The 23,208-nt window shown below is 59.8% G+C and carries 18 protein-coding genes; 13 read left to right on the top strand and 5 right to left on the bottom strand.

Annotated features, from left to right (window positions below; translation table 11 throughout):
- Positions 1-20 precede the first annotated feature (20 nt).
- Positions 21-566 carry a 1,2-dihydroxy-3-keto-5-methylthiopentene dioxygenase gene (locus ACA052_RS18995; RefSeq protein ID WP_497646265.1) on the top strand — a complete coding sequence of 182 codons (546 nt, stop codon included), beginning with the start codon at positions 21-23 and terminating at the stop codon, positions 564-566.
- Between the two features lie 4 nt (positions 567-570).
- The gene (gene mtnC / locus ACA052_RS18990) at positions 571-1,260 is read left to right on the top strand and encodes an acireductone synthase (RefSeq protein ID WP_497646264.1); all 690 of its coding nucleotides are present in this window, start codon (positions 571-573) and stop codon (positions 1,258-1,260) included.
- A 113-nt stretch (positions 1,261-1,373) separates the two neighbouring features.
- On the opposite strand, the gene ACA052_RS18985 is transcribed toward mtnC, so the two are convergent.
- The gene (locus tag ACA052_RS18985) at positions 1,374-1,652 is read right to left on the bottom strand and encodes a DUF3509 domain-containing protein (RefSeq protein ID WP_497646263.1); all 279 of its coding nucleotides are present in this window, start codon (positions 1,650-1,652) and stop codon (positions 1,374-1,376) included.
- Between the two features lie 344 nt (positions 1,653-1,996).
- Here ACA052_RS18985 and ACA052_RS18980 point away from each other — a divergent pair, with 344 nt between their 5' ends.
- Together ACA052_RS18980 and ACA052_RS18975 are read left to right on the top strand one after the other, a co-directional pair.
- Positions 1,997-3,823 carry a long-chain-acyl-CoA synthetase gene (locus tag ACA052_RS18980; protein WP_497646262.1) on the top strand — a complete coding sequence of 609 codons (1,827 nt, stop codon included), beginning with the start codon at positions 1,997-1,999 and terminating at the stop codon, positions 3,821-3,823.
- Positions 3,824-3,919: 96 nt separating this feature from the next.
- A complete protein-coding gene (locus tag ACA052_RS18975) occupies positions 3,920-4,438 on the top strand; it encodes an ankyrin repeat domain-containing protein (RefSeq protein ID WP_497646261.1) in 519 nt (172 codons plus the stop codon).
- Between the two features lie 180 nt (positions 4,439-4,618).
- Here ACA052_RS18975 and ACA052_RS18970 read toward each other — a convergent pair whose 3' ends face one another.
- Positions 4,619-5,959, bottom strand: coding sequence for a substrate-binding domain-containing protein (locus ACA052_RS18970; protein WP_497646260.1), 1,341 nt, complete (start codon positions 5,957-5,959; stop codon positions 4,619-4,621).
- Positions 5,960-6,118: 159 nt separating this feature from the next.
- The gene (xthA, locus tag ACA052_RS18965) at positions 6,119-6,931 is read right to left on the bottom strand and encodes an exodeoxyribonuclease III (protein WP_497646259.1); all 813 of its coding nucleotides are present in this window, start codon (positions 6,929-6,931) and stop codon (positions 6,119-6,121) included.
- Positions 6,932-7,166: 235 nt separating this feature from the next.
- Here xthA and ACA052_RS18960 point away from each other — a divergent pair, with 235 nt between their 5' ends.
- The 7 genes from ACA052_RS18960 to ACA052_RS18930 all read left to right on the top strand — a co-directional run bounded on the left by ACA052_RS18960 (position 7,167) and on the right by ACA052_RS18930 (position 18,415).
- Positions 7,167-7,817 (top strand): GNAT family N-acetyltransferase, encoded by a 651-nt coding sequence (locus tag ACA052_RS18960; RefSeq protein WP_497646258.1) that lies wholly within the window; start codon positions 7,167-7,169, stop codon positions 7,815-7,817.
- Between the two features lie 65 nt (positions 7,818-7,882).
- Positions 7,883-9,610 (top strand): autotransporter assembly complex protein TamA, encoded by a 1,728-nt coding sequence (locus ACA052_RS18955; protein WP_497646257.1) that lies wholly within the window; start codon positions 7,883-7,885, stop codon positions 9,608-9,610.
- Entirely contained in the window at positions 9,607-13,275 is a 3,669-nt protein-coding gene (locus ACA052_RS18950; protein ID WP_497646256.1) for a translocation/assembly module TamB domain-containing protein, read from the top strand. Before ACA052_RS18955 ends, ACA052_RS18950 begins: the two co-directional genes overlap by 4 nt.
- Before the next feature lie 237 nt (positions 13,276-13,512).
- Positions 13,513-13,986 carry a MarR family winged helix-turn-helix transcriptional regulator gene (locus ACA052_RS18945; protein ID WP_497646255.1) on the top strand — a complete coding sequence of 158 codons (474 nt, stop codon included), beginning with the start codon at positions 13,513-13,515 and terminating at the stop codon, positions 13,984-13,986.
- Positions 13,983-15,449: an efflux transporter outer membrane subunit gene (locus ACA052_RS18940; RefSeq protein ID WP_497646254.1), complete on the top strand. Its 1,467-nt coding sequence runs from the start codon at positions 13,983-13,985 to the stop codon at positions 15,447-15,449. The genes ACA052_RS18945 and ACA052_RS18940 overlap by 4 nt, the downstream gene beginning before the upstream one ends.
- Before the next feature lie 15 nt (positions 15,450-15,464).
- The gene (locus ACA052_RS18935; RefSeq protein WP_497646253.1) at positions 15,465-16,664 is read left to right on the top strand and encodes an HlyD family secretion protein; all 1,200 of its coding nucleotides are present in this window, start codon (positions 15,465-15,467) and stop codon (positions 16,662-16,664) included.
- 221 nt (positions 16,665-16,885) lie between these two features.
- Positions 16,886-18,415: a DHA2 family efflux MFS transporter permease subunit gene (locus ACA052_RS18930; RefSeq protein ID WP_497646252.1), complete on the top strand. Its 1,530-nt coding sequence runs from the start codon at positions 16,886-16,888 to the stop codon at positions 18,413-18,415.
- 97 nt (positions 18,416-18,512) lie between these two features.
- Here the strand turns inward: ACA052_RS18930 and lpxH are convergent, their stop codons facing one another.
- Together lpxH and ACA052_RS18920 are read right to left on the bottom strand one after the other, a co-directional pair.
- On the bottom strand, positions 18,513-19,241 hold the full coding sequence (lpxH, locus tag ACA052_RS18925) for a UDP-2,3-diacylglucosamine diphosphatase (protein WP_497646251.1): 729 nt from the start codon (positions 19,239-19,241) through the stop codon (positions 18,513-18,515).
- Positions 19,238-19,741 carry a peptidylprolyl isomerase gene (locus tag ACA052_RS18920; RefSeq protein WP_497646250.1) on the bottom strand — a complete coding sequence of 168 codons (504 nt, stop codon included), beginning with the start codon at positions 19,739-19,741 and terminating at the stop codon, positions 19,238-19,240. Before ACA052_RS18920 ends, lpxH begins: the two co-directional genes overlap by 4 nt.
- 267 nt (positions 19,742-20,008) lie before the next feature.
- Between ACA052_RS18920 and ACA052_RS18915 the strand changes: the two genes are divergently transcribed.
- Both ACA052_RS18915 and cysS read left to right on the top strand, forming a co-directional pair.
- Positions 20,009-21,709, top strand: a complete 1,701-nt coding sequence (locus tag ACA052_RS18915) for a glutamine--tRNA ligase/YqeY domain fusion protein (RefSeq protein ID WP_497646249.1) — start codon at positions 20,009-20,011, stop codon at positions 21,707-21,709.
- A 15-nt stretch (positions 21,710-21,724) separates the two neighbouring features.
- Positions 21,725-23,107, top strand: coding sequence for a cysteine--tRNA ligase (gene cysS / locus ACA052_RS18910; RefSeq protein ID WP_497646248.1), 1,383 nt, complete (start codon positions 21,725-21,727; stop codon positions 23,105-23,107).
- Positions 23,108-23,208: the final 101 nt, after the last annotated feature.

The following is a 23,208-nucleotide window of genomic DNA, read 5'->3' as shown; positions in this document are numbered from 1 at the left end:
ACCGTTAAGGAGTTGCCCTGATGAGCAGCCTGTCCGTTTACCACGTCTCAAGCCCTGATATTCCTAACAAGGTGCTGACCCATCTCGAAGACATCGCTTCGACCCTGGCCGAGCAGGGCGTGCGCTTCGACCGTTGGCAGGCGGCGGCGAAAATCCAGCCGGGCGCAAGCCAGGAAGAAGTGATTGCGGCGTACCAGGAGCAGATCGACAAACTGATGACCGAACGCGGCTACATCTCCGTCGATGTGATCAGCCTAAACAGCGATCACCCGCAAAAAGCCGAGCTACGCGCCAAGTTCCTCGACGAACACCGCCATGGCGAAGACGAAGTCAGATTTTTCGTTGCCGGGCGTGGTCTGTTCACCCTGCACATCGACGATTACTTCTACGCGGTGCTGTGCGAGAAGAACGACCTGATCTCGGTCCCGGCTGGCACGCCGCACTGGTTCGACATGGGCGAGCATCCGCATTTCGTCGCGATCCGCCTGTTCAACAACACCGAAGGCTGGGTGGCCAACTTCACCGGCGACGACATCGCCAGCCGCTTCCCGCGTCTTGAGGACTGAAGCGATGCCGATCAAGGCGATTCTCACCGACATCGAAGGCACCACCAGTGCGGTGAGTTTTGTGTTCGACGTGCTGTTTCCCTACGCCGCCAGACACCTGCCGGACTTTGTTCGCCAGCACGCCACAAGCGCCGCTGTGGCCGAGCAACTGGACGCCGTGCGCCGGGACACAAGTGAACCTGGCGCCGACGTCGAGCGAGTCATCGAGATCTTGCTGGGCTGGATCGCCGAAGATCGCAAAGCCACACCGCTGAAGGCCTTGCAGGGAATGGTTTGGGCGCAGGGTTATCAGGCTGGCCAGTTGAAAGGTCACGTCTATCCGGATGCCGTTGAAGCGCTCAAGCGCTGGCACCAGGAAGGCTACAAACTGTTTGTCTATTCCTCGGGTTCGATTCAAGCACAAAAACTGATCTTTGGCTGCTCGGAGGCGGGTGACCTGTCGCCGCTGTTCAGCGGCTACTTCGACACCACGTCGGGGCCCAAACGTGAAGCGCAGTCTTACGCGCGCATTACCCAGGCCATGGGCCTCCAAGTTTCGCAGGTGCTGTTTCTGTCGGACATAGTCGAGGAACTCGACGCGGCGCGCGCGGCGGGCATGGCGACGTGCGGGGTGACCCGTGAAGGCGGGGAGTTGGCAGGGCATGTGACTGTGGACAGTTTTGCCCGGATCAATCCTGCAAGTCACGGTGCGTAATGTGTATCTGTAGGAGCGAGCTTGCTCGCGATGGACGTTAACGATAACGCGTTCCTTCTGAATAAACGCGTTGCTCTCAAGTCCTTCGCGAGCAAGCTCGCTCCTACATAGATTTACGCCGAGTGATACGACGGCAGGGCAAACCGTTGCTGGCTTTGCAGCATGGAGATCTGCGGCAGTTCGCTGGCCTGTTCGGCGATGTCACGGCGAATGGCACTGATCACCCACGACAGCTGATCGCCGGCATGCAATTGCTGGTACGAAATCGAGCGTTTGAAGACTTTACCTTCGGCGTTGCTCAGGGTCAGCAAGATGCCACCATCAGGTCGTGCCTGGGTGGTCACGTCGAAGTTGGAGAACAAAGAGGTAAATTTTTCTTGGATCAGGCTCATGTCTATCAGCTCCGTTAGCACTTGAATGGCAAGCATGGAGAGGTAGTTGCAGCCTTTGTGCCAGTATTCGTAATTTAAAAATATCTTATAAATCAATATCTTAATTTTTTCGTCAGATTTTACTTTCGTGCAATCTGCATGAATGGCCATCGTGCATCCTGCATTTTGCGTGGTCGGCCCTATTTATATGGAACCAATCGCCGGCCCCGTGCTCATCCGGTTTCAATGAAGGTTCGCGGATACAAAACATTTCAAAAACCGCATGTACAGCTCCAGAACCGCTGACGTATTTTCGGGGTCATCAACGCCGCCCGACAATAAGAAAAGACCCAACGGGAGCAACCATGCGCGACACGATTACCTGGGGCATGATGCTCCGCAAGCTGCCTTCCATTGCCAAAGCCATTCCCCGAGTGGTGAAGGGCATGAAGGTCGCCAACGTCAAGGACCCGACCCAATCGTGTGGCCTGGGCTGGTGCTTCGAGCAGGCGACCTTGCGCAATCCCGATGGCCCGGCGGTGCTGCACGGTGAGGTGGCGCTCACGTATTGGCAGGTTAACCAGTGGGCCAATCGCATCGCCCATCACCTGATTGCCCAAGGCATCGGCAAGGGTGACGGGGTCGCGGTGTTCATCGAGAACCGCCCGGAACTGCTGGTGACGATCCTGGCGGTGGCCAAGGTTGGTGCAGTCAGCGCGTTGCTCAATACGGCGCAGACGCGCGATGCCCTCGTTCACAGCCTGAACCTGGTGGCGCCGGTTGCGATTATTGTCGGCGAAGAGCTGCTCCCGGCGTTTTCGGCCGTTTGCGAGCGCGTGTCGATCGAGGCGTCACGCACCTGGTTTGTCGCCGATAAAAACACCTACAACCATCCGGGCATTGCGCCCGACGGTTTCATCAACCTGATGACGGCCAGTCTCGACAGTAGCAGCGACAATCCTCCCAGCAGTCAGCAGGTTTTCTTCGACGACCCGTGTTTCTACATTTATACGTCCGGCACCACCGGTTTGCCCAAGGCCGGCGTGTTCAAGCACGGCCGCTGGATGCGCAGTTCCGCGAGCTTCGGCATGATCGCGCTGGATATGCGCCCGGAGGATATCGTCTACTGCACCTTGCCGCTCTATCACGCCACCGGGCTGTGCGTGTGCTGGCGCTCGGCCATCAGCGGCGCTGCAGGGTTCGCCATCCGCCGCAAGTTCAGCGCCAGTCAGTTCTGGAACGACGTGCGCCAGTACCGCGCGACCACCATCGGTTACGTTGGCGAATTGTGTCGTTATCTGGTGGATCAACCGCCCAGCACCGAAGACAGCAATCACGGCGTGACAAAGATGATCGGCAACGGCCTGCGCCCTGGTGCCTGGAGTGAGTTCAAGACACGCTTTGGCGTGAAACATATCTGTGAGCTGTACGCTGCCAGCGACGGCAATATCGGTTTTACCAACATACTCAACTTCGACAACACGGTCGGTTTTTCCCTGATGTCCTGGGAGTTGGTGGCGTACGACCATGACAGCGGCGCGCCGACACGTGAGGCCAATGGTTTCATGCGTAAGGTCGCCAAGGGTGAGCGCGGACTGTTGCTGACGAAAATCGACGACAAGGCGCCACTCGACGGCTACACCGATCCGCAGAAAACCGAAAAAGTCGTGCTGCATGACGTGTTCGCCAAGGGCGACCGTTATTTCAACACTGGGGACCTGCTGCGTAACATCGGTTTTGGTCATGCCCAATTCGTCGACCGGTTGGGCGACACCTATCGCTGGAAAGGCGAAAACGTCTCGACCACTGAAGTCGAGAATATCCTGCTGCAACACCCCACCATTTCCGAGGCTGTGGCCTACGGTGTCGAGATCCGCAATACTAACGGCCGTGCCGGAATGGCGGCGATCACGCCTGCCGAGTCCCTGGCAACCCTGGATTTCAGTGAACTGCTGGCCTTCGCCCGCGAGCAGTTGCCTACCTATGCGGTGCCATTATTCCTGCGGGTGAAAGTGAAAATGGAGACCACCGGGACGTTCAAATACCAGAAGACCCGGCTCAAGGACGAAGCCTTCGATCCAGGTAAAACCGGTGAAGATCCGATCTACGCCTGGCTGCCGGGTACCGAGACCTACGTGCAAGTCACCGAGCAACTGCTGGCGCAGATTCACGACGGCAAGTACCGCTATTGAATGTGGCTATGGCCGGGCATGAGAAAAAAGAAGTGACAGTGGCGGAGCCGCTCGGGAAACTGTCGGCTTTGCGAATAATTGAACGTGGAGTGCCCGATGTCAGACCAAAGCCGCCAGATGACCCCCGAAGAAGCCGCTGAATTTGCCGAGCAGGTATTCAACAAGGCACGTGAGGGCGATGCGGCCATGATGGCTGCGCTGCTGACCAAAGGCCTGCCGCCTAACTTGCGCAACCACAAGGGCGACACCTTGCTGATGCTGGCCGCTTACCATGGCCATGTGGAGACCGTGAAAGTCCTGCTTGAGCACAAGGCAGACCCGGAAATCCGCAACGATAACGGCCAGAGCCCAATTGCCGGTGCGGCGTTCAAGGGCGACCTGGCGGTGGTCAAGGCGTTGGTTGAAGGCGGTGCGCAAGTGGAAGGCTCGTCGTTCGACGGTCGTACCGCGCTGATGATGGCGGCGATGTTCAACCGCGTCGAAATCGTCGACTACCTGATCAGCAAGGGCGCCGATCCGAAAGCCAAGGATGCCAATGGCATCTGCGCGCTGGACGCCGCCAAGACCATGGGCGCAGTGGACACCACGGCGCAACTGGAAAAACTGCTCGGCTGATTCACGCCATGTCGCAGTCTGTAGCAGCTGCCGAGCTTGCGAGGCTGCGTTCGGCGGCGCAGCCGTCGCAAACCCTGTACACCCGATTTACCTGAAAGACCCCATCGTCTGATTTCACGACGGCTGCGCCGCCGAACGCAGCCTCGCAGGCTCGGCAGCTGCTACATACAACGTACGGTGTCAGTAAACCCACACCTCAACCCGCCGATTCCTGATCCGCCCCTCATCCGCGCTGTTCGCGGCTACCGGCATCTCGGCGCCGAAGCCGCGAATCTCGCGAAACACCACGCCGCTTTTCACCAGTTCCCGGCGCACCGCCATGGCCCGCAGTTTCGATAACAAATCCGCGCGTGCCGGGTCACTCTTGGCATCGCCAAACCCCACCAGCGTCACTTGCCGATTGGTTTTGTCGCGCTGCCTTATATAGTCGAGAACCCGCGACAGGTCCTGTCGGGCCTTGTTGTCCAGCGTTGCGCTGCCTTCTTCGAAGCGAAAATTCACCGACAGCCGTTGGGCATGGCGACTGAGCGCCTGATAGCCCTCGGGCATCAGCGCGTTCGGCGTGACCGTCATGGCCTGGACGGTCTGCGCGATGAAACCGTTGGCCGCGACAATGGCCTGTCCCTGGCTGCTCTGGGCGAACGCCACCAGCGCTTCGGCCCAGGGATTCTGACCGTTGGGCGGCAGGTAAAAGAACAACCGACGCGACAACGGATAGTCTTCCGTGGCGATCAGGCTGTTGAGCGGCAACATGGCCTGGGATTGCCCATCGACAATCGCCACGGCTTTGGCCTGGCGCACGTAGGGCAAGCCGATGAACCCAATACCATGGGGGTCGAGGCTGACCGCGTCGGACAATTGCTCGCTGGACTCGAAACGTTTCGCTGTGCCACTCAGCGTTTTTCCTCGACCGCTGAGGACCAATTCCTTGAACGTGTCGTAGGTGCCGGACTGGTCATCCCGCGCATACAGGTGAATCGGCCCGCCCGTGCCGCCGAGTTCTTCCCAGGTTTTCGCCTCGCCACTGAAAATACGTGCCAGTTGCACCGTATCCAGTTGATTCAGCGGGTTTTGCGGATGGAGGATAATCGCCAGTCCATCGATGGCGATGACTTGCTCGGCAGCGCGGCTCTTCAGATCGCCGAGGGCGGCGAGGGAGGTCAGCTCGCTGTCCTTGATCGGGCGCGAGGACGCGGCAAGGTCCGCGCTGGCGTTTTTCAGGGCAGTGAACCCGGTACTGGAACCGTGAGCGGCGATCTCGACCATGACCCGACGGCCCTCAACGGTTTCGCCGACGATGCGCAGTTCGTTGGCAATGTCCGGGGCTTCGCTATGCACCTTGAGCAGGCCTTGTTCGCGCAGCAATCCTTCGACCAACGCCGGGCCCAGCGCCGCGCCGATGGTGTTGGAGCCCTGGATACGCAGCACCGGACCCTGTTCTCGCGTCGGCAAGTCAGCCGCCGACGTTGTCGTGGGCAAGCAGGCGCATAGCATCAACAGTAAGAAAACGCGCAGCGTCATGCCGGCACCTTATTAAGCCAAAGGAAGTGCCGGGAGAATAAGTCAGTAAGGTTTCCGAAAAATGACAGGTCAAAATATTAAAAGATCGCAGCGTTCCGCAGCTCCTACAGGGGGCGCATTTCAATTGTAGGAGCTGCCGAAGGCTGCGATCTTTTGCTTTTAACTCAACTCAAGCCAGATCGGCGCATGATCCGATGGTTTTTCCATGCCGCGCAGATCGTAATCCACGCCGGCATCTTTCACCCGCGGCAGCAAGCCGTGGGACGCCATGATCACGTCAATCCGCAGGCCACGCTTGGGCTCATCCTCAAAACCGCGACTGCGATAATCAAACCAGCTGAAACGGTCGGCCACGTCGGGGTTCAGGTGGCGGAAACTGTCGACCAGCCCCCAATTCTTCAACCGCGCCATCCACTCGCGTTCTTCCGGCAGGAAGCTGCATTTGCCGGTTTTGAGCCAGCGTTTCATGTTGTCCGGGCCGATACCGATGTCGCAGTCTTCGGGGGAAATATTCACATCGCCCATCACCACCACCGGCTGCTCATTGCTGAACTGGCTTTCCAGCAGGTGCTGCAGGTCGTTGTAGAAGCGTTCCTTGGCCGGGAATTTGGTTGGATGGTCGCGGCTTTCGCCCTGTGGGAAATAGCCATTCATGATGGTCACAGGCACGCCATTGGCGTCGGCGAATGTGCCCCAGATAAAGCGGCGCTGAGCATCCTCTTCATCCGTGACGAAACCTTTGTGCAGTGCCAGCGGCTCCTTGCGCGAAAGCAGGGCGACACCGTAGTGACCTTTTTGCCCATGGAAATACACGTGATAGCCCAGCGCCTGAACCTCGGCCAGCGGGAACTGGTCGTCGTGGACCTTGGTTTCCTGCAGGCCGATGACGTCGGGTTGATGCTTTTCAATCAGCGCCGCCAGCTGATGCGGGCGAGCGCGCAGCCCGTTGATGTTGAAGGAGACGATCTTCATGGTCGGCAGTCCTGGCAAAAGGGCGATGCTAGCTGACATGTAGGAATCGGGCCAGTGTTGGGGTGAGGGGATTCACTGTGTTCTGTCAGATCTCCTACAGGGATAGAAGTCGCGGCCCAGTCGATGAAGATCCTGACTTGGTCTATACCTGTCTGGGGAACTGCGAAGCCACACACAAGCTCGTACCAATAAGAGCGTCGCCATTTTGAGCGGCGCCCCGGGGAGATCAACCGTTATGCCCGAAACCTCGACCGCCATCGCCGACATCCACATGCTCGACAGCGGCTATTCCCGTGAAGCCCGCTCCTTGCTGTACCAGGCCTACCGACATGAGCCAACGTTCGGCTACCTGTTCGAGGCTGAACGCCCCGGTTATGAACAGCGGGTCCGTGCCACCGTGCGTGAGCTGGTCAAGCAACATTTCCTCCAGGACTTGCCGGCCATCGGCTTGCTCGTCAACGATCGCTTGATCGGCATCGCGCTGATCGCGCCGCCGCAACGTCGCCTGGGCATTACTGAAAGCTGGGCCTGGCGCCTGCGCATGGTGCTGAGCACCGGGTTTCGCTGCACCCGTCGCTACCTCGAGTATCACGAAGCCGTGGCGTCCTGCGTACCGTCCGACGCGGTGCATGTCCTGCCTTTGCTGGGGATTCATCCGCAATTCCAGGGCAAGCATTTCGGCGAGCAATTACTGCAAGCCGTACATAACTGGTGTGCGGTAGATGAACACTCTCAGGGCGTGATACTCGACACCGGAAACCCGCGTTATCTGGAATTCTACAAACGTCAAGGCTACGAGGAAATTGGCGAAGTGGCCGTAGGACCGATACGCGAACATGTGTTTTTCCACGCCAACCCGCAGGTGCTGCAAACCGCGACGGCATAAAGGTCGAACTTTCGCGGCACCCAAGGCTCTATCACGCTCCCAAGCTCGTGATAGCATCCGCGCCTATGAAGTTTCCAGGAAGAATTACCAGCGGCGTGCTGATGCTGGTCACCAGCTGCGCGGCGCTGGCGCAAAGTGAATTGGATGTGCGGATCAAACCGTCCAACGATGAACTGAAGGCCAATATAGAGGGCTATATCGGCAGCCTCGGCGATCGTGACGAGCAAGCCTTGTTGCGCTTCAGTCGTGGCGCCGAGGAACAGGCGCGCAAGGCCGCCCAGGCCTTGGGTTACTACCAGCCGCAGATCGACAGCGACGTGAAGGGCGGCAAGACGCCGCGCCTGGTGCTCAACATCGATCCGGGCGAACCGGTGCATTTGCGCAACGTCATCATCCGCGTCGACGGCCCGGCCGCCTCCCTCAAAACCTTTCGTGTACCCAAAAGCGCTGCGCTGAAAACCGGCGCAGTGCTTAACCATGGCCATTACGAAGACGCCAAGCGGCTGATCCAGAATCAGGCCTCGCGCTACGGCTTTTTCAGTGGCTATTTTTCAAGTCAGAAATTGTCGGTCGACCCGCGAGCCGGCGTTGCCGACATCGAGCTGATCTATAACAGCGGCCCGCGCTATTCGCTGGGCAAGGTCAGTTTCGAGGGTGACACGCCGTTCGACGAAGATTTGTTGCAGCGCATGGTGCCGTTCAAGGAAGGCGCGCCGTTCGACTCCGAACTGATCGCCGAACTCAATCAGGCCATGCAATCGAGCGGTTATTTCGACAGTGTGCGGGTGGATGCGGCACCGACGGCGTCGAAGAACGATGTGATCCCGGTCGACGTCAAACTCGAAACCCGCAAACCGCGGACCATGGGCCTTGGCCTGGGCTATTCCACCGACGTCGGCCCCCGGATCAAGGCCAACTGGACCCGGCACTGGGTCAATCCTCAAGGTCACAGCTATGGCTGGGAAACCGAAATCTCGGCGCCACGGCAAAACGTCGGTGTGTTCTACGACATTCCCCTGGACCCGCCGCTGACCGACAAACTGCGGTTCGCCGGTGGTTATCAGAACGAAGAAATCGCTGACAAGGACTCCCTCAGCAAACTGCTGACCCTCGGTCCTGAGTGGCACAGCAAGTTGCCCAGTGGCTGGCAGCGGGTGGTGTCGCTCAAATGGCAACGCGAGGAATACAGGCTGGGCGACGACTCGGGGCTCAGTACCTTGCTGATGCCGGGTGTCAGCTATTCCTACCTGAAAAGCGACAACCGCATCGACCCGCACAACGGCTATCGCCTGGAGTTCGAGACCAAAGTGGCCAAGGAAGGGTTGGGGTCCGACACTAACTTGCTGTACGGCACGGCTTTGGTGAAAGGCTTGACCACCGTCTTCGACAAACACCGCTTTCTCGGCCGGGTGCAGGTCGGCGGCAGCGCCACCAATGGCTACAAATCGGTGCCGCCGTCGTTGCGCTTTTTTGCCGGCGGCGATCAAAGCGTGCGCGGCTACGATTATCAGAGCCTGTCCCCGGAAAACTCCGAAGGCGATCGCATCGGTGGCCGTTACATGATCACGGCCAGCGCCGAGTACCAATATTCAATCGCCGAAAAGTGGCGGGTCGCAACCTTCATCGACCAGGGCAACGCGTTTAATACCCTCGAACTGCCGAATCTCAAGACCGGCGTGGGCATCGGCGTGCGCTGGATCTCGCCGGTGGGGCCGATTCGCCTCGACCTGGCCCATGCGCTGGACGACGACGGCGGCATCCGACTGCACTTTTCCATGGGGCCTGAGCTGTGAAGCGTGGTTTGAAAGTAACGCTGCTGGCGATTCCGGCGTTGATGATGCTGGTCGTGCTGACCCTGGCCACCGTGATCGGAACGCAGACGGGCAGCCGTTGGGCGCTGGGCTTCGTGCCGGGTTTGACCGTGGAGAATTTCCAGGGCCGTCTGGGTGGGCAGTGGAGTGCCGATCATCTGTTATGGCAGCAGGACAGCAGTCGGGTCGAGCTGAGCAAAGTCATTTTTGCCTGGTCGCCGCTGTGCCTGACGCGCATGGCCCTGTGCATCGAGCAGTTGCAGGCTGATCAGGTCAGCCTGCAATTTCCGCCGGGCACGGATGAAGACAACAGTGGCGACATCGAGCTGCCCGATCTCAAGTTACCGTTGGCCATCGAACTGGGTGACGTTCAAGTCGGCAGCCTGCTGTTCAATGGCAGCGAAGAACTCAGGGGCCTGCAACTGGCGGCGCACTGGACAGCGTCAGGGATGCAGATTGACTCGGTGAAGTTGCAACGTGATGACCTGAGCCTGAATCTGTCCGGCCTGCTGCAACCGAGCGGCAATTGGCCGCTCAAGGCTGAAGGCAAACTGACCCTGCCGGCCCCCGAACCCTGGACGCTAGCCCTGAAAGTCGACGGCGACCTGCGCAAAACCCTGAACCTGAAAGCCGACAGCAGCGGTTACTTGAACGGCCAACTGACCGGCGAGCTGCAACCGCTGGTGGACAACCTGCCGGCCAAGGTGCGCATCACCGCCGACGGCTTCAAGCCCAGCGCCGATTTGCCGGACACCCTGCAACTCAATCAACTTGTGGTCACCGGCGAGGGCGACCTGAAAAACGGTTACCAATTACTCGGCAACGCCACGCTGCCCGCAGAACTTGGCCCGGTCGCGCTGATGCTGCAAGGCAAGGTTGACGCCAACGGCGCGCAAATCGCCGGGTTGAACCTGACGGCCAGCGACAAGCAAAGCTTGAAACTCACCGGCAACCTCGATTGGAGCAAAGGCCTGAGCGCCGACGCCAAGATCGACTGGCAGGATTTTCCGTGGCACCGCCTCTATCCATTGATCGACGAACCGCAAGTGGCGTTGCGCAGCTTCAACGGCGATGTCTCGTACACCGATGGCAAGTACCTCGGCAGCTTCAATGCCGCGCTGGATGGCCCGGCCGGGGCCTTCAGCCTGACCAGCCCGTTCAGCGGCGACCTGACGAAAATCTACCTGCAACAAATTCAGCTCGAAGCCGGGCAGGGCAAGGCCGAAGGACACTTGAACCTGCAATTCGCTGATGGCATCGCCTGGGATACGGCGCTGGACCTGTCGGCCATCAATCCGGCGTATTGGGTCGCAGAATTGCCGGGCACGCTGGCCGGACCGCTGCGCAGCAAAGGCGAGATGAAGAATGAAAAACTCAGCCTGAACGCGGACCTGGATCTGAAAGGTAAACTGCGTGGGCAGCCGGCGGTGCTGCAAGTCAAAGCCGATGGTGGGGGCGAGCAGTGGAACCTCAGCGCCTTGCAGATTCGCTTGGGCGACAACAGCATCACCGGCAAGGGCAGCCTGCAGCAGAAACTCGCCGGCCAGATCGATATCAAGCTGTCGCGCCTGGCTCAGCTCTGGCCGCAACTGCGCGGTCAGCTCATCGGCCGCGTCGATCTCGCCGGCACGCTCAAGGCGCCGCAGGGCAAACTGGGGCTGCAAGGCACGCAACTGGCTTTCGAAGACAATCGCCTGCAAAGCCTTAATCTCGATGCGACCCTCGACAGCGCGCAACGGGCGAAAATCGATCTGAAGAGCAGCGGCATTCAGGCCGGTGACACCTCGCTGGGCACGCTGACCGCCAGCGGCCAGGGCGATATCAAAAACCAGAAACTCAGCCTCGACCTGCAAGGGCCGCAGCTGAAACTGGCCCTCGGCCTCGACGGTGCGCTGGATAAAGGCAACTGGCGCGGCCGTTTGGCCAGCGGCGACATCCAGGCCGGCGGCCAGGACTGGAAGCTGCAAGGTCCGGCGAAGCTTGAACGGTTGGCCGACGGCAAAATCAACTTCGGCGCCCATTGCTGGATCTCCGGCCCGTCCAGTTTGTGTGGTGAAGACCAGCGCTTGATGCCTGAGCCGAAGCTGCGTTATCACCTCAAACAATTCCCGATTGAAAGCCTCGCCCAGTGGTTGCCGAAGGATTTCGCCTGGAAGGGCAGCCTCAATGCCGACCTGCAATTGGACCTGCCGGCCAGCGGCCCGAACGGCCAGATCAGCGTCGATGCCAGCGGCGGCACCTTGCGCATGAAGGACAAGGATCAGTGGCTGGATTTCCCGTACCAAACCCTGAAACTCACCAGCAAGCTCACGCCTAAGCGCATCGACACCGACCTCAACTTCGTCGGCGGCAAGCTTGGCGAACTGATGGTGCAGGCGCAAATCAATCCGCTGCCGAAGACCAAACCGCTGACAGGCTCGTTCCGTCTCAGTGGGCTGGACGTGTCCGTGGCGCGGCCGTTTGTGCCGATGGTCGAGAAACTTACGGGACGTTTGAATGGCAGCGGCACGATCGCCGGCACGCTGATGGCGCCTCAGGTGAACGGCAATCTGCTGCTGAGTGACGGCGAGGTGTCCGGCCCGGAATTGCCGATGGAACTTCACGCCTTGCAGCTTCAGGCAGTGATCGTCGGCGAAACCGTGCAATTGAACGGCGGCTGGAAAAGCGGCAAGACCGGGCAGGGCAGCTTGAACGGCAACATCGCCTGGGGGCAGGCGTTGGTGGTGGATCTGGCGCTTAAAGGTTCGCAGTTGCCCGTCACCGTCGAACCGTACGCCAAGCTTGAAGTGGCGCCGGACCTGAAGATCTCGATGAAGGGCGACGAGCTGGCCATTGCCGGCAAGGTCCTGGTGCCCAAGGGCGAAATCACGGTGCGCGAGTTGCCGCCGTCGACCGTCAAGATTTCTGATGACACGGTGATCGTCGGCCAACAGACCCAAGAGGGCAAACCGCCGCTGGCCATGAAGATGGACATCGACGTGGTGGTGGGCGACGACAAACTGAGCTTTGTCGGGTTTGGCCTGACCGCCAACCTGAAAGGACACGTGCACATCGGCGATAACATGGACACCCGAGGCGAGCTCTGGCTCAACGACGGGCGATACCGGGCCTACGGTCAGCGCCTGACCGTGCGGCGGGCGCGGCTTTTATTTGCCGGGCCTGTCGATCAGCCGTATCTGGACGTTGAAGCGATTCGCCAGACCGACGACGTGATTGCCGGCATTCGCCTGAGCGGCAGTGCCGAGCAGCCCACCACGCAAATCTTCTCCGAGCCGGCGATGAGCCAGGAGCAGGCGTTGTCGTACCTGGTGCTGGGGCGTCCGCTCAGCACCAACGGTGAAGACAACAACATGCTGGCCCAGGCGGCGCTTGGGTTAGGCTTGATGGGCAGTTCCGGGATGACCGGCAAACTGGCCAACAATCTGGGGATTCAGGATTTCCAGCTCGATACCGAGGGCAGTGGCAACACAACGAGCGTGGTCGCCAGCGGCAATCTGTCCGAGAAACTCACGTTGCGTTACGGGGTTGGCGTATTTGAACCGGCCAACACGATTGCTTTGCGCTACAAGCTGAGCAAGAAGGTCTACCTCGAAGCGGCGGGCGGCGTGGCCAGTTCGCTGGATATTTTCTACAAGCGGGATTTTTAGGGCCCCAAGGTCAAAAGATCGCAGCCTTCGGCAGCTCCTACAAGGACCGCGTTCCCCCGTGAATAATCGGGAGCACGCGACCCTGTAGGAGCTGCCGAAGGCTGCGATCTTTTGCTTTTAGCCCCCACCATTTATCAGCTAATTACAAAGCAACCTAACTATTTCCGTTGACATTCGCTGCCTAGGCAGTAACATCTCGTCATACATTCTCTGCCTAGGCAGCTAATTGGTGGTCAGATGAAACATTTCACCCCGGACGGATTCAAAAATTGCCATCTCGGGCTCCTGCTCGGGCGCGCTGCGTTGCTCAAGGACCGGATCATCGACACGCACATGGAACCCCACGGCATCACCGCCGCGCAGTTCAAAGTGCTGATCATCATGGCCCAGTACGGCGTCGATACCCCGGCCGAGCTGTGCCGGCACCTGTCGCTGGACAGCGGCTCGATGACCCGCATGCTCGATCGTCTGGAACAGAAGGGTTTCCTCGCTCGCCAACGTTCCGAGGCTGACCGCCGCCAGGTGCAACTGGTGCTGACGGAAGAAGGCCAGAAGCTCGCCGACCTCCTGCCGCACATCGGCGCCGACGCCATGAATGAATTGGCCGGCGCGATCACTCCGCAAGAGTTGGAAACCCTGGAACAGATCCTGAAGAAAATTTTGGTGGCAGCCGGTGACTCGATCACGCTGCTGCGGGTAGGTGACAAATGAGCAGCAAAACCCTGCGTACCGGCCTCAGCCTGGTGCTGGCGGCCATGACCCTGGCCGGTTGCGCCAGCTACAGCGGCCTGACCACCGAAGGCGTCAGCCTCGACGCGAAAAACCTCAAGGCCGGGCAATCCCTCAGCGGCGTGACCCTGTCGCCCGCGGCCTGGCCGAAAAGCGACTGGTGGAAAAGCCTTGGCGACCCGCAGCTCGACGGGCTGATCCGTGAAGCCTTGCACGACAGCCCTGACATGCAAATTGCCGACGCCCGCGCGCACCAGGCCAGCGCCGCCGCGTATGCAGCCGATGCTGCGCGGATGCCGACCCTCGATGCCAGCGCCGGCGTCAGCCGTTCGCGTCTGGCTCGCGATCAGGACCCGCAAGGGCAGGGCGATGCTTACGCCACCGTGCGCAATATCGGCGCCAGCTTCAATTACAACTTCGACCTCTGGGGCGGTCAGCGTGACGCCTGGGAAGCGGCGTTGGGCCAGGCCCGTGCGGCTGAAATCGATCAGCAGGCCGCGCAGTTGACCTTGTCTGCCGACGTGGCCCGGGCCTACAGCGATCTCGGTCAGGCGCACATCGTCTATGACCTGGCCAATGAAGACCTCAAGCGCACCAAGCAGATGCTCGACCTGAGCCAGCGTCGCTTGAGCGCCGGGATCGACAGCCAGTACCAGTTCCAGCAGACCGAAAGCCTGGAAGCGACCTCCGAAGCCAGCCTGATCGACGCCGAAAAACGCCTGAACAGCGCGAAAATCGCCTTGGCGGTCTTGCTCGGCAAAGGTCCTGATCGCGGCAATGAAATTGCCCGGCCGAAGATTCTTCAAGCCAGCGCCGTCGCATTGCCGTCGGTATTGCCCGCCGAGTTGCTCGGTCGCCGCCCGGACCTTGTCGCCGCACGTTGGCGGGTTGAGGCCGCGAGCAAGAACATCGCCGCCGGCAAAACCCAGTTCTATCCCAACTTGAACCTTAGCGCCGCGGCGGGTGCCGAATCCTTGTTGGGGGACGCAATGTTTGGTTCGGCCAGTCGTTTCTTCAACATCGCGCCAACGATCTCGGTGCCGATTTTCGACGGCGGCCGCTTGCGGGCCGACCTCGATTCCCGCGATGCCGATTACGACCTCGCGGTGGCGCAGTACAACAAAAGTCTGGTGAAAGCCCTGGGTGATGTCAGCGACACCATCAACCAGTTGCGCGATATCGGCCGGCAGATCGGCGCTCAACAACACGCCACCGATATTGCCCAGGATTCTTACAACACCGTGGTCCAGCGGTACGGTTCCGGCATCGGTAACTACCTGGACGTGCTCAGCATCGAGCAGCAATTGCTGCAGGCCCAGCGCCAGCTGGCCAACCTGAATGCCGAGCAGATCGACCTGTCGATCCAACTGATGCAGGCCCTGGGTGGCGGTTTCCAGAGTGAAACCATTGCCTCGGCCACTCCAGCCGCCAAGCTGAACAACTAATTCAAGGTATCTGTCATGGCCACTGCCGAAAACACTCAAACTGACAACACGCCAGACACCAGCAATCCACGCAAACGCAAAGTCATGCTGGTCGTGCTGGCCATTGTGGTGATCCTCGCCGGTGTCGGCATCTGGGGTTATCACGAATTCTACGGGCGCTGGAACGAAAGCACCGACGATGCCTATGTGAACGGTAACGTGGTGGAAATCACGCCGCTGGTCACCGGCACCGTGGTCAGCATCGGCGCCGATGACGGCGACCTGGTCCACGAAGGCCAGGTGCTGATCAACTTTGACCCGAACGACGCCGAAGTCGGTCTGCAAAGTGCCCAGGCCAATCTGGCACGCACCGTGCGCCAGGTTCGCGGCTTGTACAGCAACGTTGATGGCATGAAAGCCCAGGTCAATGCCCAGCAGGCTGAAGTGCAGAAAGCGCAGGACAACTTCAATCGCCGGAAAAACCTGGCCGCTGGCGGGGCGATTTCCCAGGAAGAATTGTCCCACGCTCGCGACGACCTGACCTCGGCGCAAAACGCCCTGGCCAATGCCAAACAGCAACTGAAAACCACCAGTGCGCTGGTCGATGACACCGTAGTGTCCTCGCACCCGGACGTGATGTCGGCGGCCGCGCAATTACGCCAGGCGTACCTGAATAACTCGCGCAGCACCTTGATCGCGCCGGTCACCGGTTATGTGGCCAAACGCTCCGTGCAACTGGGCCAGCGCGTCCAGCCGGGCACGGCGCTGATGGCGGTGATTCCGCTGGATCAGCTGTGGATCGACGCCAACTTCAAGGAAACCCAACTGCGTGACATGCGCATAGGTCAGCCGGTGGAGATTCAGGCCGACCTCTATGGCAGCGACGTGAAATTCAGCGGCACCATCGACAGCCTTGGCGCCGGCACCGGCAGCGCTTTTGCCCTGTTGCCGGCGCAGAACGCCACCGGTAACTGGATCAAGATCGTGCAGCGAGTGCCGGTACGGATTCACATCAACGCCGAAGAACTGGCCAAGCACCCGTTGCGCGTGGGGCTGTCGACTCAAGTCGATGTGAGCCTGCGTGACCAGAGTGGCCCGGTGCTGGCGCAACAGCCGCCGCAAAAGGCTTCGTTCAGCACCAACGTCTACGACCGTCAGTTGGCCGAGGCCGACGCGATGATCACCCAGTTGATCCACGACAACAGCGCCGCGGTCAGTAAAACCGTTCAACGCTGATTCGCCAAAAAACCGACCCTGCGGGAGCCTCTGTGGCGAGGGGATTTATCCCCGTTGGGGCGCGAAGTGGCCCCAGCACTTCAAAGTCCAATCGCATTAATGAGCTGACGTCTGCTTCGCAGCCGAACGGGGATAAATCCCCTCACCACAAAGGCTCGCTCCCACAAGGTCAGCTGCGTCTGTAACAGGCGCAGCACCCATCAGGTTTCAAAGGATTCGCGATGAGCAATAACGCGTCTTTCACCCCGCCCAGCCTGGTGCTCAGCACGATTGGCCTGTCGCTGGCGACGTTCATGCAAGTGCTCGACACCACCATCGCCAACGTGGCGCTGCCGACGATTTCCGGCAACCTCGGCGTGAGTTCGGAGCAGGGCACCTGGGTGATCACTTCGTTCGCCGTGAGTAACGCCATCGCGCTGCCGCTGACCGGTTGGCTCAGTCGGCGCTTTGGCGAGGTAAAGCTGTTTCTGTGGGCGACCATTCTGTTCGTACTGGCATCGTTTCTGTGCGGTATCTCGACGTCGATGCCGGAATTGATCGGCTTCCGGGTATTGCAAGGCCTGGTGGCCGGTCCGTTGTACCCGATGACCCAGACGCTGCTGATTGCGGTCTATCCACCGGCGAGGCGCGGCATGGCCCTGGCGTTGCTGGCGATGGTCACGGTGGTGGCGCCGATTGCCGGGCCGATCCTCGGTGGCTGGATTACCGACAGTTACAGCTGGCCGTGGATCTTCTTCATCAACGTGCCGATTGGCGTGTTTGCGGTGATGGTGGTGCGTTCGCAACTCAAGGCGCGTCCGGTGGAAACCAGCCGCCAGCCAATGGATTACGTCGGTTTGATCACGCTGATCATTGGGGTCGGTGCGTTGCAGGTGATTCTCGACAAGGGCAACGATCTGGATTGGTTCGAATCCAGTTTCATCCTGATTGGCGCGGCGATTTCGGTGATTGCGCTGGCGGTGTTCGTGATCTGGGAAATGACCGACAAGCACCCGGTGGTCAACCTGCGGCTGTTCGCTTATCGCAACTTCCGCATCGGCACCCTGGTGCTGGTGCTGGGTTACGCCGGGTTCTTCGGCATTAACCTGATCCTGCCGCAATGGCTGCAAACCCAGATGGGCTACACCGCAACCTGGGCCGGCCTGGCCGTGGCACCGATCGGCATCCTGCCGGTGATTCTGTCGCCGTTTGTCGGCAAGTACGCGCACAAATTCGACCTGCGCTTGCTGGCGGGTGGCGCGTTCATGGCGATTGGCCTGAGCTGCTTCATGCGCGCCGGGTTTACCAACGAAGTGGACTTCCAGCATATCGCGCTGGTGCAACTGTTCATGGGCATTGGCGTGGCGCTGTTCTTCATGCCGACCTTGAGCATTTTGATGTCGGATTTGCCACCAAACCAGATCGCCGACGGCGCTGGCCTGGCGACGTTCCTGCGGACCTTGGGCGGCAGCTTCGCGGCATCGCTGACGACCTGGATCTGGATTCGTCGGGCGGATCAGCATCATGCGTACTTGAGTGAAAGCATCACCACGTATGACCCGGCAACCCGGGACGCCTTGCAGAATCTGGGCGGGGCAGGCAGTCCCGCGTATGCCCAACTGGATCATGTGCTGACCAGTCAGGCCTACATGCTCTCCACCGTGGATTACTTCACGTTGCTGGGCTGGGGGTTCATGGGGTTGATATTGATCGTGTGGCTGGCGAAACCGCCGTTTGCGGCGAAGGCGGGGCCTGCTGCCTCCGGCCATTGATTTAGCGGTGCCTGTTAAAGGATCGCAGCCTGCGGCAGCTCCTACAGGGTTATGTGTACACCTGTAGGAGCTGCCGCAGGCTGCGATCTTTTGATCTTTAGGACGTCACAAAATCAAACGGCGCCAACGCAAACCCTTGCTCATCCACCTGCAACGCCCAGCCCTGACGATCCCAATCCCCCAGCACAATGCGCTTGGCCGCCTGCTCGCCAATCTGCAACTTGTGGATGGCCGGGCGATGGGTATGCCCATGAATCAAGGTTTTCACGCCATGGGCCTGCATGATCCGCGGCACTTCTTCGGGCGTGACATCGACAATGTCGTTGGCCTTCATGCGCGTTTGCGCACGGCTTTCGCTGCGCAGCTTGCGCGCCAGTTTATGGCGGGTGTGCAACGGCAAGTGCCGCAGGATAAACAGGGTAATCGGGTTACGCAGGTAACGACGCAGCTTCATATAAGCCTCGTCGCGGGTGCAGAGGCTGTCGCCGTGCATCAATAGCACCGGCTCGCCGTTGAACTGCACGACACTCGGGTCCTTCAACAAGGTGCAGCCGGCCTGTTTGCAGAAAGCCTTGCCGAGCATGAAGTCGCGGTTGCCGTGCATCAGAAAAATTGCCGTGCCGCTGTCGCTGAGGTCGCGCAGGGCCTGGCAGATGGAGCGCTGGAAGGGTGTCATGGCATCGTCGCCAATCCACGCCTCGAAAAAATCGCCCAGAATATACAACGCACTCGCCGAGCGGGCACGTCCGGCGAGTAAATCCAGAAACGCCCGGGTAATGTCCGGGCGCTCCTCTTCCAGATGCAAGTCTGAAATCAGCAGTATCACTCAATGATCTCGGCTTTCTCGATGATCACGTCGTCTGCTGGAACGTCCTGGTGGCCGGATTTCATGGTGGTGGAAACACCTTTGATCTTGTCGACCACGTCGGTGCCTTCAACGACTTTGGCGAATACCGCGTAGCCCCAGCCGTGAGTGGTCTTGGCGCTGTGGTTCAGGAAGCTGTTGTCAGCCACGTTGATGAAGAACTGGGCGGACGCCGAATGCGGCTCCATGGTGCGCGCCATGGCCACGCTGTACTTCACGTTTGGCAGGCCGTTGTCGGCTTCGTTCTGGATGCTTGGGCGCTTGTCTTTCTTTTCTTTCATGCCTGGCTCGAAACCGCCGCCCTGGATCATGAAGTTACCGATGACGCGGTGGAAAACAGTGTTTTCGTAGTGACCGGCTTTAACGTATTCGATGAAGTTGGCAACGGTCAGCGGTGCCTTTTCAGCGTTCAGTTCCAGGACGATGTCGCCATGGTTGGTGGTCAGTTTGACTTGGGTCATGATCGGAGACTCTTTTTGAAAATGCGTTTTCTGGGAATTCGTGGGTTTCAGGGCGTTCAAGCCCTCAACCGGTTCGGCCAAATTCGGCCGAGATGCGCAGTTTAGCGCGACAGGCGCGAATTTCGAGGCTGTTTTTCATTTGCATCCGATTAAATGCAGCCGTTTTCGGGCCTGCTCCTGTCAGCGGCTTGACGGCATCGGCTATGATAGCGCCTTTGTTTTGTCCGGCCTTTATTGCGGCCACGCACTTGTACGTTCAAGGATCCTATGAGCAAGCCCACTGTCGACCCTACCTCGAATGCCAAGACCGGCCCTGCCGTGCCGGTCAACTTCCTGCGGCCGATCATCCAGGCAGACCTGGACTCGGGCAAGCACACGCAGATCGTCACTCGTTTTCCGCCTGAGCCCAACGGTTACCTGCACATCGGCCACGCCAAGTCGATCTGCGTGAACTTCGGCCTGGCCCAGGAGTTTGGCGGCGTCACGCACCTGCGTTTCGACGACACCAACCCGGCCAAGGAAGACCAGGAATACATCGACGCGATCGAAAGCGACATCAAGTGGCTGGGCTTCGAATGGTCCGGTGAAGTGCGCTATGCCTCCAAGTATTTCGACCAGTTGTTCGACTGGGCGGTGGAGCTGATCAAGGCCGGCAAGGCCTACGTCGACGACCTGAGCCCGGAACAGGCCAAGGAATACCGTGGCAGCCTGACCGAGCCGGGCAAGAACAGCCCGTTCCGCGACCGCAGCGTCGAGGAAAACCTGGACTGGTTCGCCCGCATGCGCGCTGGCGAATTCCCGGACGGCGCACGCGTGCTGCGGGCCAAGATCGACATGGCTTCGCCGAACATGAACCTGCGCGACCCGATCATGTATCGCATCCGCCACGCGCATCACCACCAGACCGGCGACAAGTGGTGCATCTACCCGAACTACGACTTCACCCACGGTCAGTCGGACGCCATCGAAGGCATCACCCACTCGATCTGCACCCTGGAATTCGAAAGCCACCGTCCGCTGTACGAGTGGTTCCTCGAACAATTGCCAGTGCCGGCGCAACCGCGTCAGTACGAGTTCAGCCGCCTGAACCTGAACTACACCATCACCAGCAAGCGCAAGCTCAAGCAGCTGGTGGACGAGAAACACGTCAATGGCTGGGATGACCCGCGCATGTCCACGTTGTCGGGCTTCCGCCGCCGTGGCTACACGCCTGCGTCGATCCGCAATTTCTGCGACATGGTCGGCACCAACCGTTCTGACGGCGTCGTCGACTTCGGCATGCTCGAATTCAGCATCCGTCAGGATCTGGACCAGAACGCTCCGCGCGCCATGTGCGTGCTGCGTCCGTTGAAGGTGGTGATCACCAACTACCCGGAAGACCAGGTCGAGAACCTCGAACTGCCGCGTCATCCGCAGAAAGAAGAACTGGGTGTGCGCAAGCTGCCGTTCGCCCGTGAAATCTACATCGACCACGATGACTTCATGGAAGAGCCGCCAAAAGGCTACAAGCGCCTGGAGCCGAACGGCGAAGTGCGCCTTCGCGGCAGCTACGTGATCCGTGCCGACGACGCGATCAAGGACGCCGATGGCAACATCGTCGAACTGCGTTGCTCGTATGACCCGGAGACCCTGGGCAAGAACCCTGAAGGCCGCAAGGTCAAAGGCGTAGTGCACTGGGTGCCGGCTGCGGCCAGCGTCGAATGCGAAGTGCGTCTGTACGATCGTCTGTTCCGTTCGCCGAACCCGGAAAAGGCTGAAGACAGCGCCGGTTTCCTGGACAACATCAACCCTGATTCGCTGCAAGTCCTCACCGGTTGTCGTGCCGAGCCTTCGCTGGGCAACGCACAGCCGGAAGACCGTTTCCAGTTCGAGCGCGAAGGTTACTTCGTCGCGGATATCAAGGACTCGAAACCCGGTCATCCGGTGTTCAACCGTACCGTGACCTTGCGTGATTCGTGGGGCCAGTGATTCAAGGAATCTGACGTGCTTTTTATCTACAACACGCTCACCAAGAGCAAAGAAGTCTTCAAGCCGCTGGATGGCAATAATGTGCGCATGTATGTCTGCGGGATGACCGTGTACGACTACTGCCACCTGGGCCATGGCCGCAGCATGGTCGCGTTCGACCTGGTGACTCGCTGGTTGCGGTTCAGCGGTTACGACCTGACTTACGTGCGCAACATCACCGACATTGACGACAAGATCATCAATCGGGCCAACGAGAACGGCGAATCGTTCGAAGCCTTGACCGAGCGCATGATCGCGGCGATGCACGAAGATGAAGCGCGCCTGAACATCAAGAAACCCGACATGGAGCCGCGCGCCACGGGTCATATTCCCGGCATGCACGCGATGATCCAGACCCTGATCGACAAGGGTTACGCCTACGCTCCGGGCAATGGCGACGTGTACTACCGCGTCGCCAAGTTCATGGGTTACGGCAAGCTCTCGCGCAAGAAGATCGAAGACCTGCGCATCGGCGCGCGGATCGAAGTCGACGAGTCGAAACAGGACCCGCTGGACTTCGTGCTGTGGAAAGGCGCCAAGCCGGGCGAGCCGAGCTGGGAGTCACCCTGGGGTGCCGGGCGTCCGGGCTGGCACATCGAGTGCTCGGTGATGTCCACCTGCTGCCTCGGTGAGACCTTCGACATTCATGGCGGCGGCAGCGACCTCGAGTTCCCGCACCATGAAAACGAAATCGCCCAGAGCGAAGCGGCGACCGGCAAGACCTACGCCAACGCATGGATGCATTGCGGCATGATTCGCATCAATGGCGAGAAGATGTCCAAGTCCTTGAACAACTTCTTCACCATTCGCGACGTGCTGGAAAAGTACCACCCGGAAGTCGTGCGCTACCTGCTGGTGTCAAGCCACTACCGCAGCGCCATCAACTACTCGGAAGACAACCTCAAGGACGCCAAAGGCGCGCTCGAGCGTTTCTACCATGCGTTGAAAGGCCTGCCGAACGTGGCGCCTGCTGGCGGCGAAGCGTTTGTCGAGCGCTTCACCCAAGTGATGAACGACGACTTCGGCACGCCGGAAGCCTGCGCGGTGCTGTTTGAGATGGTTCGCGAGATCAACCGTTTGCGTGAGAGTGATCTCGACGCGGCGGCGGGTCTGGCGGCGCGTTTGAAAGAGCTGGCGAGCGTGTTGGGTGTGTTGCAGCTTGAAGCCGATGGCTTCTTGCAGGCCGGCGCCGAAGGGCGGGTTGATGCGGCTGAAGTCGATGCGCTGATCGCTGCGCGTCTGGCGGCGCGTGCCGGTAAAGACTGGGCCGAGTCCGACCGCATCCGCGACCAGCTCACCGCCATGGGCGTGGTGCTGGAAGACGGCAAGGGCGGCACGACCTGGCGTCTGGCTGACTGATTGCTGCGTTCGCTACACAAAACCCGCCTTGTGCGGGTTTTTTTTGAAGATCAAAAGATCGCAGCCTTCGGCAGCTCCTACAGTTGGATGAGTTATACCTG

The organism is Pseudomonas sp. LBUM1644 (assembly GCF_059716195.1).
This window is presented reverse-complemented; position numbering and strand designations above follow the sequence as displayed.